This window comes from Dactylosporangium sp. NPDC049140 (genome assembly GCF_040648435.1).
In genome coordinates, this window is the sequence record NZ_JBEZDS010000021.1 from 80,850 (window position 1) to 95,629 (window position 14,780).

General features: G+C 74.0%; 14 protein-coding genes. 3 read left to right on the forward strand and 11 right to left on the reverse strand.

Annotated features, from left to right (window positions below):
- Positions 1–161 precede the first annotated feature (161 nt).
- Together AB0B76_RS30030 and AB0B76_RS30035 are read left to right on the forward strand one after the other, a co-directional pair.
- Complete coding sequence (locus AB0B76_RS30030; protein ID WP_360381792.1) at positions 162–1,514, forward strand: hemolysin family protein; 1,353 nt, start codon at positions 162–164, stop codon at positions 1,512–1,514.
- Positions 1,507–1,845 (forward strand): cytidine deaminase, encoded by a 339-nt coding sequence (locus AB0B76_RS30035; RefSeq protein WP_360381794.1) that lies wholly within the window; start codon positions 1,507–1,509, stop codon positions 1,843–1,845. Before AB0B76_RS30030 ends, AB0B76_RS30035 begins: the two co-directional genes overlap by 8 nt.
- Before the next feature lie 40 nt (positions 1,846–1,885).
- Here the strand turns inward: AB0B76_RS30035 and AB0B76_RS30040 are convergent, their stop codons facing one another.
- The 4 genes from AB0B76_RS30040 to AB0B76_RS30055 are packed head-to-tail and all read right to left on the reverse strand — an operon-like array spanning position 1,886 to position 7,604.
- The gene (locus AB0B76_RS30040; protein ID WP_360381796.1) at positions 1,886–2,683 is read right to left on the reverse strand and encodes an isoprenyl transferase; all 798 of its coding nucleotides are present in this window, start codon (positions 2,681–2,683) and stop codon (positions 1,886–1,888) included.
- Positions 2,680–3,486: a DNA repair protein RecO gene (recO, locus tag AB0B76_RS30045; RefSeq protein ID WP_360381798.1), complete on the reverse strand. Its 807-nt coding sequence runs from the start codon at positions 3,484–3,486 to the stop codon at positions 2,680–2,682. The genes AB0B76_RS30040 and recO overlap by 4 nt, the downstream gene beginning before the upstream one ends.
- On the reverse strand, positions 3,486–4,379 hold the full coding sequence (era, locus tag AB0B76_RS30050) for a GTPase Era (protein ID WP_360381799.1): 894 nt from the start codon (positions 4,377–4,379) through the stop codon (positions 3,486–3,488). Before era ends, recO begins: the two co-directional genes overlap by 1 nt.
- A gap of 15 nt (positions 4,380–4,394) precedes the next feature.
- Entirely contained in the window at positions 4,395–7,604 is a 3,210-nt protein-coding gene (locus AB0B76_RS30055; protein WP_360381801.1) for an FtsK/SpoIIIE domain-containing protein, read from the reverse strand.
- 198 nt (positions 7,605–7,802) lie between these two features.
- On the opposite strand from AB0B76_RS30055, the gene AB0B76_RS30060 reads away from it, so the two are divergent.
- Entirely contained in the window at positions 7,803–8,507 is a 705-nt protein-coding gene (locus AB0B76_RS30060) for an HAD family hydrolase (RefSeq protein WP_360381802.1), read from the forward strand.
- A gap of 4 nt (positions 8,508–8,511) precedes the next feature.
- Here AB0B76_RS30060 and AB0B76_RS30065 read toward each other — a convergent pair whose 3' ends face one another.
- The 7 genes from AB0B76_RS30065 to AB0B76_RS30095 form a co-directional block, all read right to left on the reverse strand.
- On the reverse strand, positions 8,512–9,399 hold the full coding sequence (locus AB0B76_RS30065) for an aminotransferase class IV (protein ID WP_360381803.1): 888 nt from the start codon (positions 9,397–9,399) through the stop codon (positions 8,512–8,514).
- A 2-nt stretch (positions 9,400–9,401) separates the two neighbouring features.
- Positions 9,402–9,911 carry a MarR family transcriptional regulator gene (locus AB0B76_RS30070; RefSeq protein ID WP_360381804.1) on the reverse strand — a complete coding sequence of 170 codons (510 nt, stop codon included), beginning with the start codon at positions 9,909–9,911 and terminating at the stop codon, positions 9,402–9,404.
- A gap of 48 nt (positions 9,912–9,959) precedes the next feature.
- Positions 9,960–10,337 carry a hypothetical protein gene (locus AB0B76_RS30075; RefSeq protein ID WP_360381806.1) on the reverse strand — a complete coding sequence of 126 codons (378 nt, stop codon included), beginning with the start codon at positions 10,335–10,337 and terminating at the stop codon, positions 9,960–9,962.
- Positions 10,337–12,067 (reverse strand): PHP domain-containing protein, encoded by a 1,731-nt coding sequence (locus AB0B76_RS30080; RefSeq protein WP_360381807.1) that lies wholly within the window; start codon positions 12,065–12,067, stop codon positions 10,337–10,339. Before AB0B76_RS30080 ends, AB0B76_RS30075 begins: the two co-directional genes overlap by 1 nt.
- 77 nt (positions 12,068–12,144) lie before the next feature.
- Positions 12,145–12,852, reverse strand: a complete 708-nt coding sequence (locus AB0B76_RS30085; protein ID WP_360381809.1) for an energy-coupling factor transporter transmembrane component T — start codon at positions 12,850–12,852, stop codon at positions 12,145–12,147.
- A complete protein-coding gene (locus tag AB0B76_RS30090; protein WP_360381811.1) occupies positions 12,849–14,177 on the reverse strand; it encodes an ATP-binding cassette domain-containing protein in 1,329 nt (442 codons plus the stop codon). Before AB0B76_RS30090 ends, AB0B76_RS30085 begins: the two co-directional genes overlap by 4 nt.
- Complete coding sequence (locus AB0B76_RS30095) at positions 14,178–14,747, reverse strand: ECF transporter S component (RefSeq protein WP_360381812.1); 570 nt, start codon at positions 14,745–14,747, stop codon at positions 14,178–14,180.
- Positions 14,748–14,780 lie beyond the last annotated feature (33 nt).

Consider the following 14,780-nt stretch of genomic DNA (forward strand, 5'->3'; position numbering starts at 1 on the left):
CGGAGGTGCCGGCGTGAGCGGTTCGGAGCGGAGCGGAGAGGCCGCGAACCAGGGGCACAGTTTTGGCTCGCGGTGGCGCCGGAGCGAAGCGGAGGTGCCGGCGTGAGCGGTTCGGAGCGGAGCGGAGAGGCCGCGAACCAGGGGCACAGTTTTGGCTCGCGGTGGCGCCGGAGCGAAGCGGAGGTGTCGGCGTGAGCGACGTCACACTGCTGACCACGGCCGCCGGATTGGTCGTGCTCGCAGGGCTGTTCGCGATGACCGACGCCGCGCTCAACGTGGTCTCCCCGGCCCGTGCGCACGAGCTCGCCCGCGAGGGCAAGCCCGGCGCCGGGGCGCTCGAGGTGATCGCGGCCGATCCCGCGCGGTACATCAACCTGCTCCTGCTGCTGCGCCTGCTCTGCGAGCTCACCGCGACCACCCTCGTCGCCCTGGAGACCGCGGCGGCCGTCGGCGGTCGCCGCGACTGGCTCGCCGCCCTGATCACCGCCGGCGTCATGACCGTCATCAGCTTCGTCGTCGTGGGCGTCGCGCCGCGGACGATGGGGCGCCAGCACGCGTACCACGTCGCCCGCTTCGCCGCCCCGCCGGTGCGCTGGCTCGGCACGGCCCTGGGCCCGCTCGCCCGGCTGCTGATCCTCATCGGCAACGCGGTGACGCCCGGCAAGGGGTACCGCGAGGGCCCGTTCGCCACCACCATCGAGCTGCGCGAGCTCGTCGACATCGCCGAGCAGCGCGGCGTCGTGGAGCACGGCGAGCGCGACATGATCCACTCCGTGTTCGCGCTCGGCACGACCATCGCCCGCGAGGTCATGGTGCCGCGCACCGAGATGGTCTGGATCGAGGCCCACAAGACCGTGCGCCAGGCCCTGATGCTCGCGATGCGCAGCGGCTTCTCACGCATCCCCGTGGTCGGCGAGAACGTCGACGACGTGCTCGGCATCGCGTACCTCAAGGACCTCGTCCGCCGTACCGCCGGCAACGACACCGGGGCCGCGGAGGTGCCGGTCGCCCAGGCCATGCGCGACGCGACATTCGTGCCCGAGTCCAAGCCGGTCGACGACCTGCTGCGCGAGATGCAGGCCGCGCGCACGCACATGGCGGTGATCATCGACGAGTACGGCGGCACGGCCGGGATCGTGACAATCGAGGACATCCTCGAGGAGATCGTCGGCGAGATCACCGACGAGTACGACGTGGCCGAGCGCCCGCCGGTCGAGGAGCTGCCCGACGGGGCCGTCCGGATCACCAGCCGCCTGCCCATCGAGGACCTCGGCGAGCTGTTCGACGTCGAGCTGCCCGCCGACGAGGTCGAGACCGTCGCGGGCCTGCTCGCCCAGGCCCTCGGCCGGGTCCCGATCCCGGGCGCGACCGCGGTCGTGGGCGGGCTGGTGCTCGTCGCCGAAGGTACCGCCGGCCGCCGCAACCGCATCGACACCCTGCTCGTCCGCCGGGCCGATCCGGACGACGACGACCAGGCCAGCCACGAGACCGAGAGGCAGCACGCCGATGCCTGACCTGTCCGCCGAGGACGCCAAGCTGGTGACCCTGGCCCGCGCGGCCCGAGCCCGCACCGGCGCGGTGGAGGGCGCCGCCGTCCGCGACGGCGACGGCCGCACGTACAACGCCGCGTCCGTCGCCCTGCCGTCGCTCTCGCTCACCGCCCTGCAGCTGGCCGTGGCGTCGGCGGTGTCGTCGGGCGCGACGAAGCTCGAGGCGGCCGCGGTGGTGACGGAGGCCTCGACCCTGGACGGCCTGGGCCACGCGGCGGTGCGCGACGTCTCGCCGGCGGCGCCGATCCACGTGGCCGCCCCGGACGCGAAGGTCTTCACCACCGTCACCGACTGACGCCCTCCCCGCGCTCGAGGCGGGGACCAGCGGACCCGGCTCAGTCCGTCAGGGTCGGGATCACCGGGTTGGGGATGGCGCCTCCGAAGCGGCGGTCGCGCTTGGCGTAGACCTCGCACGCGTACCAGAGGTGGCGGCGGTCGAAGTCGGGCCACAGCGTGTCGACCGAGACGAACTCGGCGTACGCGGCCTGCCAGATCATGAAGTTCGACGTGCGCATCTCGCCCGAGCTGCGGATCATGAGGTCGACGTCGGGCAGGTCGGGCTCGTCCAGGTAGCGGGCGAAGGTCTTCTCCGTGATGCGGTCGGCCTTGAGGCGGCCCGCCTTCACGTCGGCGGCTATGCGCGCCGCGGCGTCGGCCACCTCCGCGCGGCCGCCGTAGTTGACGCACATCGTGAACGTGAGCAGGTCGTTGTGGCGGGTGAGCTGCTCGGCGTGCTCGAGCTCGCCGATGACCGAGCGCCACAGGCGCGGGCGGCGGCCCGCCCAGCGGACGCGGATGCCCATCTCGTGGAACTGGTCGCGGCGGCGGTGGATCACCTCGCGGTTGAAGTTCATGAGGAAGCGGACCTCGTCGGGCGAGCGCTTCCAGTTCTCGGTGGAGAAGGCGTAGGCGCTGACGTACTTCACGCCGAGCTCCAGGGCGCCCTCGATCACGTCGAACAGGGCGGCCTCGCCGGCGGTGTGGCCCGCGGTGCGCGGCAGGCCGCGCTGCTTGGCCCAGCGGCCGTTGCCGTCCATGATGATCGCCACGTGCTGCGGCACGGCCTCCTTCGGCAGCGCCGGGGGGCGGGCACCGGTGGGGTGCACGGACGGCGGGCGGAAGTTGCTGCTCACGAACGTTCCTCTCGGATGGGGCCGGGCGGTTGCGCGGGAATGCGGCGCTCCTCGCGATCCACCAAGGGTAGTGAGCGCAGGGTGCGTTCCAGGTGCCACTGCAGGTGCGCGGCCACCAGGCCGCTCGCCTCGCGCTGATGGACCGGGGACGCGTTGTCGGCCACGGCCCAGTCGCCGTCGGTCAGCGCCGTCATCAGGCCGATCGTCGCCGGGGCGGGGTGGGCCGCGCCCGGGGGGCGGCAGTCGGGGCAGACCGCGCCGCCCGCCGCGATCGAGAAGCCGCGGTGCGGGCCGGGCGTGCCGCAGACGGCGCACTCGCGCAGCGCCGGGGCCCAGCCGGCCGAGCTCATGGCCCGCAGCAGGTACGCGTCGAGCACCAGGCTGCACGCGTGCTCGGCCACGGCCAGCGCGCGCAGGGCGCCCAGGGTCAGCTGGAACAGCCGCAGCGAGGGCTCCTGCTCGACGGGGGTGAGCCGCTCGGCGGTCTCGGCGATGGCGCTGGCCACCGTGTACCGCGAGTAGTCGTCCAGGAACCGCCGGCCGAACAGGTCGACGCCCTCCACCTGGCTGATCACGTCGAGGGTGCGCCCCTCCAGCAGCTGTACGTCGATGTGGCCGAACGGCTCCAGGCGCCCCCCGAACTTCGAGGTGGTGCGGCGCACGCCCTTGGCGACGGCGCGGACGCGGCCGTGGTGGCGCGTGAACAGCGTGATGATCCGGTCCGACTCGCCCAGCTTCTGCACCCTCAGCACGACCGCGTCGTCCCGATACAGCTTTCCCCGAAAGCCGGAGCCGCCGGACATCAGAAGCCCAGGCGGCGAAGCTGCTTCGGGTCGCGCTGCCAGTCCTTGGCCACGCGCACGTGCAGGTCGAGGTAGACCCGGCCGCCGATGAGGTCCTCGATCTCCCGGCGGGCCCGCGTGCCGACCTCCTTGAGCCGGCTCGCCTGGTGGCCGAGGACGATCGCCTTCTGGCTGGAGCGCTCGACGTAGATGTCGGCGTAGATGCGGGTCAGGCCGTCCTCGGGGAGTACCTCCTCGACGAGCACGGCGATCGAGTGCGGCAGCTCGTCGCGGACCCCGTCGAGGGCCGCCTCGCGGATCAGCTCGGCCATGAGCACCTGCTCGGGCTCGTCGGTGAGCATGTCGTCGGGGTACAGCTGGGGCGAGCGAGGCATATGGTTGATCATCACGTCGACGAGCGTCTGCACCTGCTCGCCGGAGACCGCGCTCACCGGCACGATGTCGGCGAACTCGCCGAGCTCCTGCACCGCCAGCAGGCGCTTGGCCAGGGTCGCGCGGTCGACCAGGTCGGTCTTGGTCACGACCGCGACCAGGGTCGCCTTGAGCTCGGCGATCTCGCCGCTGATGAACCGGTCGCCGCGGCCGATCTCCTCGTCGGCGGGCAGGCACAGGCCGATCACGTCGACCTCGCTCCAGGTGGCGCGCACGAGGTCGTTGAGGCGCTCGCCGAGCAGCGTGCGCGGGCGGTGCAGCCCGGGCGTGTCGACCAGCACGAGCTGGGAGTCGGGCCGGTGGACCACGCCGCGCACCGTGTGGCGGGTGGTCTGGGGCTTCGGCGACGTGATCGCGATCTTCTGGCCGACGATCGCGTTGGTCAGCGTCGACTTGCCGGCGTTCGGACGGCCGACGAAGCAGGCGAAGCCCGCACGGTACTCACCAGAATTGTGCTGCACGATGGTTCAGCGTACTCAAACCTCCAGCTGCAACTGGCGGGGGCGCTGTGCAGGAGTTGTGGGGACCGGGTGCGAGGCCGCCCGGGCGACCTGGAGCTCCACCGTGCTCTCCACCACGCCCCGCCCCGCCGAGCGCAGCACGATGCGGCCGGGCATGAGCCGGGACAGCGACGTCGGTACCGCACTGCGCTGCTCGGTCGCGAGGATCAGGTGCACCCCGACCGCCTTCCCGCCCGCCGCGACGGCGGTCAGCGCGTCGTTGAGCAGCGGGTCGTGCCCGTCGACGAGCACCAGCACCCGGGCCCCGTCGTGTTCGTCGAGCGCGGCCCGCTCGGCGACGAGCTCGCCGATGGTGCACAGCAGCTTGGCGGTCGCCGCGACGTCGGCGGCGTCGACGCGGTACACCCGCAGCGCCGCCCCGTCGTAGCGCCGGGCGAACGCGGCCGCCACCGTGTCCAGCAGCGTCGTCTTGCCCGCCCCGGACGGCCCGAAGACCAGCAGGTGCCCGAGCTCGTCGAGGTCCAGCGGCCAGACCTGCACCGCCTGGGAGTTGGGCAGGTCCACCATCCCGATCGGCGCGGCGAACGCGTCCCCGGTCGGCTCCGGCAGCCCGTCGAGCTCGTACGTGGCGTCCAGCGGCGCGTGCCAGGCCTTGGGCTGGTCGGGCACCCGCGCCTCCCGGTGCGCCGCGGAGATCGCCGCGACCAGGCGCTGCAGGTCGGTGACCTCGCCGTCGTCGGCGGGCGGGGCTCCAGGTGCGGCCGAGCCGGGGTCGTCCTCGAGCTCCGGCACCGGCGTGTGCAGGCCGGACTCGAAGCGCCACTCGGTGACCAGGGTCGGGCCGGCCGAGCGGTCGGCGGGGGAGCGGGCCCCGCCGTACGCGATCTGCACCGCGTCGGGGTCCGACGTCACCGTGCGCACGAACGCCCGGCCGGGCAGCAGCGGGGACAGGTGCGCGGCGTCGGGGCGCTCCAGCACCTCCAGGCTGTCCTGCTCCGTCTCGACCCGCAGCGCGATGCGCAGCGGCGCCTCCGCGCGCAGGTCGTCGTCGACGGCGCCGGCCGGGAAGGCGGTGGACAGCAGCAGGTGTACCCCGGCCGTCCGCCCCCGCCGCGCCAGCTCCCGCAGCCCGGTGACGAACTCCGGCGGCGCGGTGGTGAACTCGGCCACCACGATGAGCAGGTTGGCCGGGGCCGCGGCCGGGTGCCGGCGCTCCATCTCGACGATGTCCTTGACGCTGTGCCGGCGCAGGACCGCCTCCCGCCGGCGCACCTCGGCGCCGAGCGAGACCAGGATTCGCCGGGCCATGGACCCGTCGTCGCCGGTGAACAGCCCCACGGTGTGCGGCAGCGCGGTGCACTCGGCGAACGTGGTGCCGGCCGCGTCGACGAGCACGAACGTGAGCCGGTTGGCCGGGTACGTCGCCGCCAGCGCGGCCAGGTAGGAGCGCAGCAGCCAGGCCCGGCCGGAGCCCGGGGCGCCCGCGATGATGCCGTTGGGCCCGTCGCGGCGCAGGTCGACCACGAGCGGGCCGGTGCCGCCGAAGCCGATCGGGGCGGCCAGGCCGCGGTCGCGGGTCGAGGGCACCCAGCGCTTCACGATCGCGCTCGGGGCCGGCTCCCCGCCGAGGCCGAGGACCTCGCCCAGCGGCGCGATGCGGGGCGCGGCGCCGCCGGCCGCGTCGCGGTTGGCGGCCAGCACGTGCGCGACCCGGTCGGCGACCGCCGCGCCGATCCCGTCGCCCTCCAGCGCGACCACCCCGGCCGGCAGCGCCCGGGCGCTCCCGGCCGCGGTGAGCAGGCTGATGCCGCCCCGGGGCCCGTCCTCGACGAGGCGGGCGAGGGCGTCCGGCGGTACCGAGTCCGGGTCGGGCAGGACCACGACGACGTGCGGGACGAACTGCTCGGCGATCGCGTGCCGGCCGAGCCGCCGCTGCCGCAGCAGGGCCTCGACCAGGCCCAGCACCCGCCGGCGGTCCTCCTCCTGGGCGGCCACGGTGCGGGCGCCGGGCGCGAACGCCGCGGTCAGCGTGCGGGTGTGCGGCAGCCAGCCGGTCCAGCGCCAGTGCTCGGCCTCCTCCGGCGTGGCCAGCACGACCAGGGCCAGGTCGTTCGGGCCGGCCAGGGTGGCCAGCTGCACGACCCAGGAGCGCAGCACGGCCCGGCGGGTCTCCTCGTCGCCGTGCGCGCCGAGGGCGCCGAGGGCGCGCAGGTCGGCCTCGACGGGGACGTCGGGGTCGACGGAGTACCGCTGCCGCAGCTGCGCGATCCGGTCGGTGTGGGCGATGTCGAAGTCGCCGGTGGTCGCCGCCTGCTCGAAGCGCAGCCGGCTCGGCTGGTCGGCGGTGGCGATCCGCAGCGTGAGGAAGTCCCGGTCGTCGGGGCGGCGGGCCGGCTTCTCCTGCCGGTCGGCCGCCCGGGCCAGGTGCGCCACGCTGGGCGTCTCGGCCCGGCGCGCCTCCACGACGGCCCGGTGCTTGATGGCCGCGTCGGCCTCGGCCCGCTCCATGGCGGCCGCGAACTCGGCGGTGGGGTCGGCGGCCCGGCGGCGCAGGCCGAGACGGCGGCGTTTGAGTGGCTGCGGTACCGCCGGAAGCCACACCGCCGGCGGGGGCCCCTTGGGCGCGGGCGCCTCCGCGGGCACCTCCTCGACCGTGACGAGCGTCGCCCCGAGCCGCAGCAGCTGCCCGCCGGCCAGCGTCACCGTCCCGGTCAGCGGCTCGCCGTCGAGCCGGGTGCCGGCCGGGGAGCGCAGGTCGGTCGCGGCCACCTCGTGGCTGCCGATGCCCAGGTGCAGGTGGCGCCGCCCGGCCGAGGCGTCGGTGAGGACCAGGTCGCTCGCCGGGTCGGTGCCGATCACGAACTCGCCCGGGGCCAGCGGCACCCAGATCCCGGCGTCCGGGCCGGCCAGCACCAGCAGCTCGAAGCGGTGCCCATCGACCGGTGCCGGCCGCTCGGGGCGCTGCTCGGGCGGGGCCAGCAGGACCGTGTCGCCGCAGCGCAGCCCCTGGTCGCCCAGCGGGCGGTTCGGGTCCAGCCGGCGGCCGGTGCGGGCCAGCCAGGCCCACGTGGTCTGCTGCGGCCGTTCGGCCGGGTCCAGCAGGCCCAGCAGGGCGGCGATGAGGTCGGCGACCGCGCCGCCCGGGTCCGCTCGCAGCCGGACCGTGCGATCCAGCGTCGCCGACGAGTCGCGCCTCGTCACTCGCACGTCGATCAGCAGGTCCATCGACCGGCCCCTTTCTTCCCGCGCAGCAGATCCGTCGTCGGTCTCCAGAAAGCCTGGTGGCGGGGCGGACGCACTGCGAGGCTCCGTCCTCGACAGTAAGCGCCGCAACGCCGAGTGGATCGCATCGACGCGCGCCAGGATTTCGTGCTATACGCGAGTAAAACGGGTGGAACGGTGCGTGGGTTACCCTCCTGGACCATGACGGTGCGAGTCGCGATGTGGTCAGGGCCCCGCAACATCTCCACGGCGATGATGCGCAGCTTCGGCGCGCGGCCCGGCACGGTCGTCGCCGACGAGCCGCTCTACGCCCACTACCTGGCCGCGACCGGCCTGGCGCATCCGGGCCGGGAGGAGATCCTGGCCTCCCAGCCGCAGGGGTGGGCGGACGCGGTCGCCGGGCTGCTGGCGCCCGTGGACGCCGCGGTGTTCTACCAGAAGCACATGACCCACCACCTGCTGCCGGACGTCGGGCGGGACTGGCTGGCGCGGGTGAGCAACGCGTTCCTGATCCGCGACCCGGCCGCGGTCGTGGCCTCCTACGCCAAGGTGCGCGGCGAGCCGACGCTGGAGGACCTCGGGTACCCGCAGCAGGCCGAGATCTTCCGCGCGTACGGCGGGCCGGTCGTCGACGCCGCCGACGTGCTGCGCGACCCGGCCGGCACGCTGGGCGCCCTGTGCGCGGCGCTCGGGCTGGCCTGGGACCCGGCGATGCTGTCCTGGCCGGCCGGGCGGCGCGCCACGGACGGGGTGTGGGCGCCGCACTGGTACGCCGCGGTCGAGCGTTCCACCGGCTTCGGGCCCTACGACCCGGCCCCGGCCGAGGTCCCCGTGCACCTGCGGCCGCTCGTGGACCGGGCCCGGCCGCTGTACGAGGAGCTCGCCGCGGCGGCGCTGCGGGCCTGAGGCCTCAGACCGCGACGGCGTTCTCGCGGGCGTGGGCGCGGTACAGCTCCGCGATCTGCCGGGTCACCGGCCCCACCTTGCCCTCGCCGATCGGGCGGCCGTCGATCGTGACCACGCCGGCGATCTCGCCCATGGTGCCGGTGCAGAAGACCTCGTCGGCGGTGTACATCTCCACCTGGGCCAGGTCGCGCACCCGCACCGGCAGCGGCGCGATCCGCAGGACGGTGTCGCGCGTGATGCCCTCCGGGCAGGCGACCGCGTGCGGGGTCATCAGCTCGCCGCCGGCGACCGCGAACAGGTGGGTGGCGTTGGTCTCGGCGACGAAGCCGCGCGCGTCGAGCATCATCGCGTCGTCGGCGCCGGCCACGTTCGCCTCGATCTTGGCCAGGATCGAGTTGAGCAGGTTGTTGTGGTGGATGCGCGGGTCGAGCACGTCCGGGGACGGCCGGCGCACGCTGCTCGTCACCAGGGTGAGGCCGGTGGTGTCGTACACCGGCGCCTTGAACTCGGCGAGCACGATCAGCGTGCAGCCGGAGCGGTTGAGCCGCGGGTCCATGCCGCTGGTGACCTTCACGCCGCGGGTCAGGGTGAGCCGGACGTGCACCCCGTCGCGCATGTCGTTGGCGGTCAGGGTCTCGCGCAGGGCCGCGATGATCTCGGCGTCGGCCGGGATGCCCTCGAAGCCCAGCGACAGGGCCGAGCGCCGCAGCCGCGTCAGGTGCTCGTGCAGGCCGAAGACGCCGCCGTCGTACAGTCGCAGCCCCTCCCACACCGCGTCGCCGCCCTGCACGACGGAGTCGAACGGGGAGATGCCCGGCTCGTCGCGGTGCCGGAGCGTGCCGTTGACCCAGTACCGGAGGCCGGCGTTGCGTGCGTCGTACCGCTGCAGCATTTTCAGTCCTTGTCCTTTGCGGTGTCGCCGAGCGCGATGAGCAGCTCGCGGAGCCGGTCGGCCGCCGCGGCCACCAGTGTCGCGTCGGCGGCGGCGAAGAGGCGGGCCTGCGCGCCGGTGACGGCCCGCACGATCTTCTCGGCCGCGGCGACGCCGGGCTCGCTCAGCCGCACCCAGGCGACCCGGGCGTCGGCGGGGTCGGCCGCGCGCTCGATGAGCCCGTCCTGCTGCAGCCGGCGCAGCACGTTGCTGATCCCGCCGGAGGTCAGCAGCAGGCCCGCGGCGAGCTCGGAGGGCTTGAGCGCGTAGGGCGGCCCGGCCCGGCGCAGCGCCGAGAGCACGTCGAACTCGGCCGGGGTGAGCCCCATGGCCGCGGTCTCGTTGCGCACGGCCTCCTGCAGCCGGCCGGCCAGGCGGTGCACGCGCTTGCCCAGCTCCATGGACGGGCCGACGACGTCGGGCAGCTGCTGCCGCCACTCGTCGACGATCGACTCGACGTGGTCCCTGGGCATGGGTACGAGACTAATAGGGCCCTTCGGGGTTCCGAAGGGCCCTACCGTCTAGTGGTCGGCGCAGCAGGGCCGGTTGTTCGGTGGTTCGAAGGGCACCAGGACCCCGTTGCGGGCGAACTGGGTGACGAGCGTCAGCACGCCGTCACGCCAGACCGGCCGCACGAAGTCGCGGGTGTCCACGAGCATCTCCGGCACCGCCGACAGGCCGCCGAGGATCACGACCTTCTCGATCGCCGAGCCGGCCAGGATGGCCGAGACCGGGATCGTGCCCTTGAGCCCCTCGTGACCCGTGAACGCCACCTGGCGGGCGCCCTCCGGCGGGGCCTCGGTGCCGACCTCGACCTGACCGCCGGCGAAGTACGTGAACGCGGCCCGGCCTTCCGTCAGGATGTGGTGGTCGGCCGCCTGGACGTCGGGGAACGGCATTACCGGGGGAGAATCCAGATCGGGTTCGCGTAGAACCAGAGGTCCTTCCACGGGTCGGCGTCGCCGAGGACGTCGATCGCCGGGCCGGTCGGGTCGATCGCCGCGCCGAGGTAGCCCGGCGCCGTGCGGTTGCCGTCGGTGCCGCGCAGCCGCACGTAGAACGGCTGGTCGGCCACGCCCAGGTCATAGGTGAACGACACGGTCCCGGTCGATTTGTTGACCTCGAACGACTTGACCACCTTGGTGTCCGGCGCCTTGAACGTGTCCTTGTCGGACACGGCACCCTTGACGGCGCCGCGGATGACGTCGACACGGGCCAGGGTCGGCACGAAGTTCGCCCAGTTCGGCGTGTTGGCCAGGTTGATCCGGATGACCAGCTCGGCGCTCTGGCCGCGGCGCAGCATCAGCGAGTCGCCCAGGGTCACGCCGACCGGCGAGCCCTTGACGCGCACCTGCACGTCGAGGTCGCTGATCAGGCCGCCGTGGTCGACCCAGACCCGGCCGGCGCGCAGGCCCGCCATGACCGCGGCGTAGGCGAAGTTGCTCGCGCCGACGTGGGTGCGGCTGTAGTAGCCCGGCCAGAAGTCACCGGTGGTGAGGTTGGTCGGCTGGCCGTACACCGGGTCGAAGTGGTACCCGTTGGTGGCGAAGTCCGTGTTGTCGGGGCGCTTCGCCGTCTCCTCGTAGACGACGTGCGAGTCCGAGTTCGCGGTGATCCACCACGGCTTGCCCTCGGCCAGGAGGCTGTCCCAGAGGCCGCCGACGGTCGCGGTCATCCAGTCGAAGCCGCCCCAGGTGCGGTAGCTCTCCGGCGGGTAGGCCGCGAACGAGTTCGCGTTGGGGGCGTTCTCGTAGAAGCCGCGGCCGGCGCCGGCGCCGTTGGGCTTGGCGATGCCGGCGGCCTGGTGGCCCGGCGCGCCCTCGAAGCCGATCGCGATCTGCGGGTTGGCGTCGCGCCAGCCGCGGATCTCGTGCGGCGAGTCGACGCCGTTGCGGGCCGGGTGGTTGGCCAGGAACAGCGCGTCCTGGACCCGCCGCTTGGTGACCTGGTCGCCGAGGAACTTGATGCCGGCGATGGCCAGGGCCTCGGTGACGTTGGCCGGGTTGACCGCGCCCTGGACCGAGCCGTCGAACGTGCCCTCGAACTCCTTGAGCACGGCGAGCTCGTTGGCGCCCGGGTGCACGAAGACGGTGCCGTGCTCCGCAGCCGGGATGTTCCACTCCAGGCCCTGGAAGACCAGCATGTCCTTGAAGTCGTCGCGGGCCTCGCGGATCAGCGGGTTGACCTTGTCGACGCCGATCTTGGAGTGCTGGACGGTGCCGTGGTCGGTGATGACCATCCAGTCCAGGCCGTAGGCGGAGGCGTGCCGCACGTGGTCGGAGACCCGGTACATGCCGTCGCTGGAGAACTGGGTGTGGATGTGGTGGTCGCCCGCCAGCCACTTGTAGTTGCGCGCCGTCGGGCGGCTGTGCCCGTGGCGGTCCCAGCCGTCGAAGTCGTGGTGGTCGTTGTCGTCGTGCGCGTGCGCGACGCCGGCGTTGGCGAGCGCACCGCCCGCGGCGGCCGCCGCCCCGAGCAGGCCCGCCCGGCGCAGGAAACCGCGCCGGGAGACGTCGCCGGGGGAGAGCTCGCTGTCCGGGATCGAGGCGTCGAGCACCGCGGGGACGTCGCCGGCGGCCTGCGGCATGTCCTCGTGGTGGTGGTGATGGTGGCCGTGGCCGTGGCCCATGAAGGCTCCTCAGCAGAGTTAGGTGGTCCTCATGGGCGACCCTCGACCGCACGGGCGAACAACAGGTAGCGATATGCCTATGCCCGCGCGAACTTCAGCAAGATCACGGCCACCGCGAGGGTCAGGCCGAGGGCCACCACCAGCACATCCATCCAGCCGAATCGCGTGTCGCGGGCGATCGTGCGCGGTCCGGCACGGTCGAACCCGCGGGCCTCCATGGCCGTGGCCAGCCGGATACCGCGCCGGATGGCCGCCACCAGCAGGCCGAAGAGCGTGGAGAAGGGCCCGGCGGCGGTACCGCGGGCGCGCCGGGCCAGCCGGATCAGCCGGTACTCCCCGGCCAGCAGCGGCGCCAGGCGCAGCGCGGCCAGGGCGCCGATCGCGAACCGGGGCGGGACCCGCAGGTGGGCGACGAGCGAGTCGGCGAGGTCGGTCGGGTCGATTGTGGCGAAGACCACGAAGCCGGGCAGCCCGACGGCGAGCAGCCGCAGTGCGTAGCCGACCGCGTTCGCGCGCACGTCGAGCCCGGCGAGGTGGGCGACGACCGGCGAGTCGCGGGCCCCGAGGAGCACCGTGAACAGGAAGATCCCGGCCGCGGAGAGCAGGATCGGCCAGCCCCGCCGCCACAGGGTCGCCGCGCCGAGCCCGGTGAAGGGCAGCAGCACCAGCAGCGCGCCGATGACGGTCAGCGAGGCGACCGGGTCGAGGGTGGTGACGACGGCCGCGGTGACCAGCAGCGCGGCGGCGAGCTTGGCGGTCGCGTCGCGGCGGGCGAGCCAGGTCATCGTCCCAGCTCCAGCCGTCGGTCGCCGATCGCCGCCACGAGCTGCGGGTCGTGGGTCACCAGCACCAGCGCGCGGCCCTCGTCGCGCAGGTCGGCCAGCAGGGTCACCAGCTCGCGCCAGGTCCGCAGGTCCTGCCCGAACGTCGGCTCGTCCAGGACCAGCACCCGCGGGGCGGCGGCCAGGGCGGTCGCGACGCTGAGCCGGCGCTGCTCGCCCCCGGAGAGCGTGAAGGGGTTGGCCAGGGCCAGGCGGTCGAGGTACAGCCGCTGGAGCAGCTCGTCGACCGTCGCCTCCGGCGCGCCCCCCAGGGCCAGTTCGGCCCGGACGGTGCTGGTGACGAACTGGTGCTCCGGGTTCTGGAACACCGAGCCGATCCGGGCGGCCAGGCGGCGCGCCCGCCAGCGGTGCGGCGGGCGGCCCGCGTCCCGGCCGGCCAGCGCGGCCGCGGCCACCACCCGCCCGCCGGACGGCCGCGTCAGCCCGCCGAGCAGCAGCGCCAGGGTGGTCTTGCCGGCGCCGTTGGGGCCCTCGACGGCGAGCGCCTGGCCCGCGAGGACGGCCTCGTCCACCGTGTTGCCGGTGTGCGGCAGGGCCAGCCGCTCGGCGGTGAGCAGGGCCTCGCCGGGGGCGGTGGCGGCCCGGCGGGACGGCAGCGGGGCGCCGGGGGTCCAGACGGCGCCGGCGTCGTCGCCGATCACGATCGTGCGGTCGACCAGGGGCAGGGCCTCGTCGACGCGGTGCTCGACCAGCACCAGGGTCGCGTCGAGGTCCTGGATGACCTTGGCGATGGCGGTGCGGACGAGCTGCGCCCCGTCCGGGTCGAGGTTCGCGGTCGGCTCGTCGAGCAGCAGCAGCCCGGGCCGCAGCGCGATGACCCCGGCGATGGCCAGGCGCTGCTGCTCGCCGCCGGAGAGCTCGGCGGTACCACGGCCGCGGTCATAGGGGAACCCGACGGCCGTCAGCGCCGCGTCGACCCGCGGCCAGATCTCGGACCGGGGCACGCCCCGGTTCTCCAGGCCGAAGGCGACGTCGTCGCCGGCCCGGCTCATCACGAGCTGGGTCTGCGGGTCCTGGAAGACGATCCCGGTCTCGCCCCGCGCCTGCCGCGCGGGGCGCCCGTCGAGCAGGACCTCGCCCTCCTGCTCGCCGGAGTCCTCGGCGAGCAGGCCGGCGAGCGCGGCGAGCAGGGTGGACTTGCCGGCCCCGGAGGCGCCCAGCAGCAGTACCCGCTCGCCGTGCTCGATGCGCAGGTCGAGGTGGCGGACCGCCCAGGCCTTGCGCCCGGCGTGCCGCCACCCGAAGTTCCTGAGCTCGACCGTGCTCACTCAGATTGCTACGCGTTCCCGCCCGGACGGGAACCGGTCCAGCACGCCCGTCCGCGCCAGCGCGCGCTGCAACGCCCAGCTGCCGGCCCCGGCAACGACCGCGCCGCTGGCCACGACCAGCGCGGCGTAGGTCCACTTCTGCCCGGCGGTGAACGTGTCGCCGTAGTACACGCTCAGGTCGAACAGCGCCGCCCCGGCGCCAGACAGCGCGCCCGCGACGAGCGCATTGCCCAGCTTGTACCCGCGGTAGCCGGTCGCGGCGAAGCCGAACTCGCCGCCGATGCCCTGCACCAGGCCGGACACGACGACGGTGAGCCCCCAGGCCGAGCCGAAGAGCGCCGAGACGATCGCGGCCACGAGCTCGGTGTACAGCCCGGCGCCGGGCTTGCGGATCACGAGCGGGCCGAGGACCGCGGGGATGAGCCACACGCCGTAGATCACCGCGCGCCACGGCAGCGCGAAGCTGTCCAGCGCGTTCCACAGGTTGTTCCAGGCGTAGAACACCCCGGCGAAGGCGACGGCGATGATGGACGCGACGACGATGTCGACGGTCCGCCAACGAGTCTGCATTGTTGGATACCTCCCAGTTCAGGCGAACCAGAA

Excerpts from the sequence above, each read along its gene's own strand:
- AB0B76_RS30095 (WP_360381812.1), bottom strand. The coding sequence starts at position 14,747 with ATGCAGACTCGTTGGCGGACCGTCGACATCGTCGTCGCGTCCATCATC.
- AB0B76_RS30060 (WP_360381802.1), top strand. The coding sequence starts at position 7,803 with ATGACGGTGCGAGTCGCGATGTGGTCAGGGCCCCGCAACATCTCCACG.
- AB0B76_RS30075 (WP_360381806.1), bottom strand. The coding sequence starts at position 10,337 with ATGCCGTTCCCCGACGTCCAGGCGGCCGACCACCACATCCTGACGGAA.
- AB0B76_RS30080 (WP_360381807.1), bottom strand. The coding sequence starts at position 12,067 with ATGGGCCACGGCCACGGCCACCATCACCACCACCACGAGGACATGCCG.
- AB0B76_RS30065 (WP_360381803.1), bottom strand. The coding sequence starts at position 9,399 with ATGCTGCAGCGGTACGACGCACGCAACGCCGGCCTCCGGTACTGGGTC.
- AB0B76_RS30070 (WP_360381804.1), bottom strand. The coding sequence starts at position 9,911 with ATGCCCAGGGACCACGTCGAGTCGATCGTCGACGAGTGGCGGCAGCAG.
- AB0B76_RS30055 (WP_360381801.1), bottom strand. The coding sequence starts at position 7,604 with ATGGACCTGCTGATCGACGTGCGAGTGACGAGGCGCGACTCGTCGGCG.
- AB0B76_RS30035 (WP_360381794.1), top strand. The coding sequence starts at position 1,507 with ATGCCTGACCTGTCCGCCGAGGACGCCAAGCTGGTGACCCTGGCCCGC.
- recO (WP_360381798.1), bottom strand. The coding sequence starts at position 3,486 with ATGTCCGGCGGCTCCGGCTTTCGGGGAAAGCTGTATCGGGACGACGCG.
- AB0B76_RS30085 (WP_360381809.1), bottom strand. The coding sequence starts at position 12,852 with ATGACCTGGCTCGCCCGCCGCGACGCGACCGCCAAGCTCGCCGCCGCG.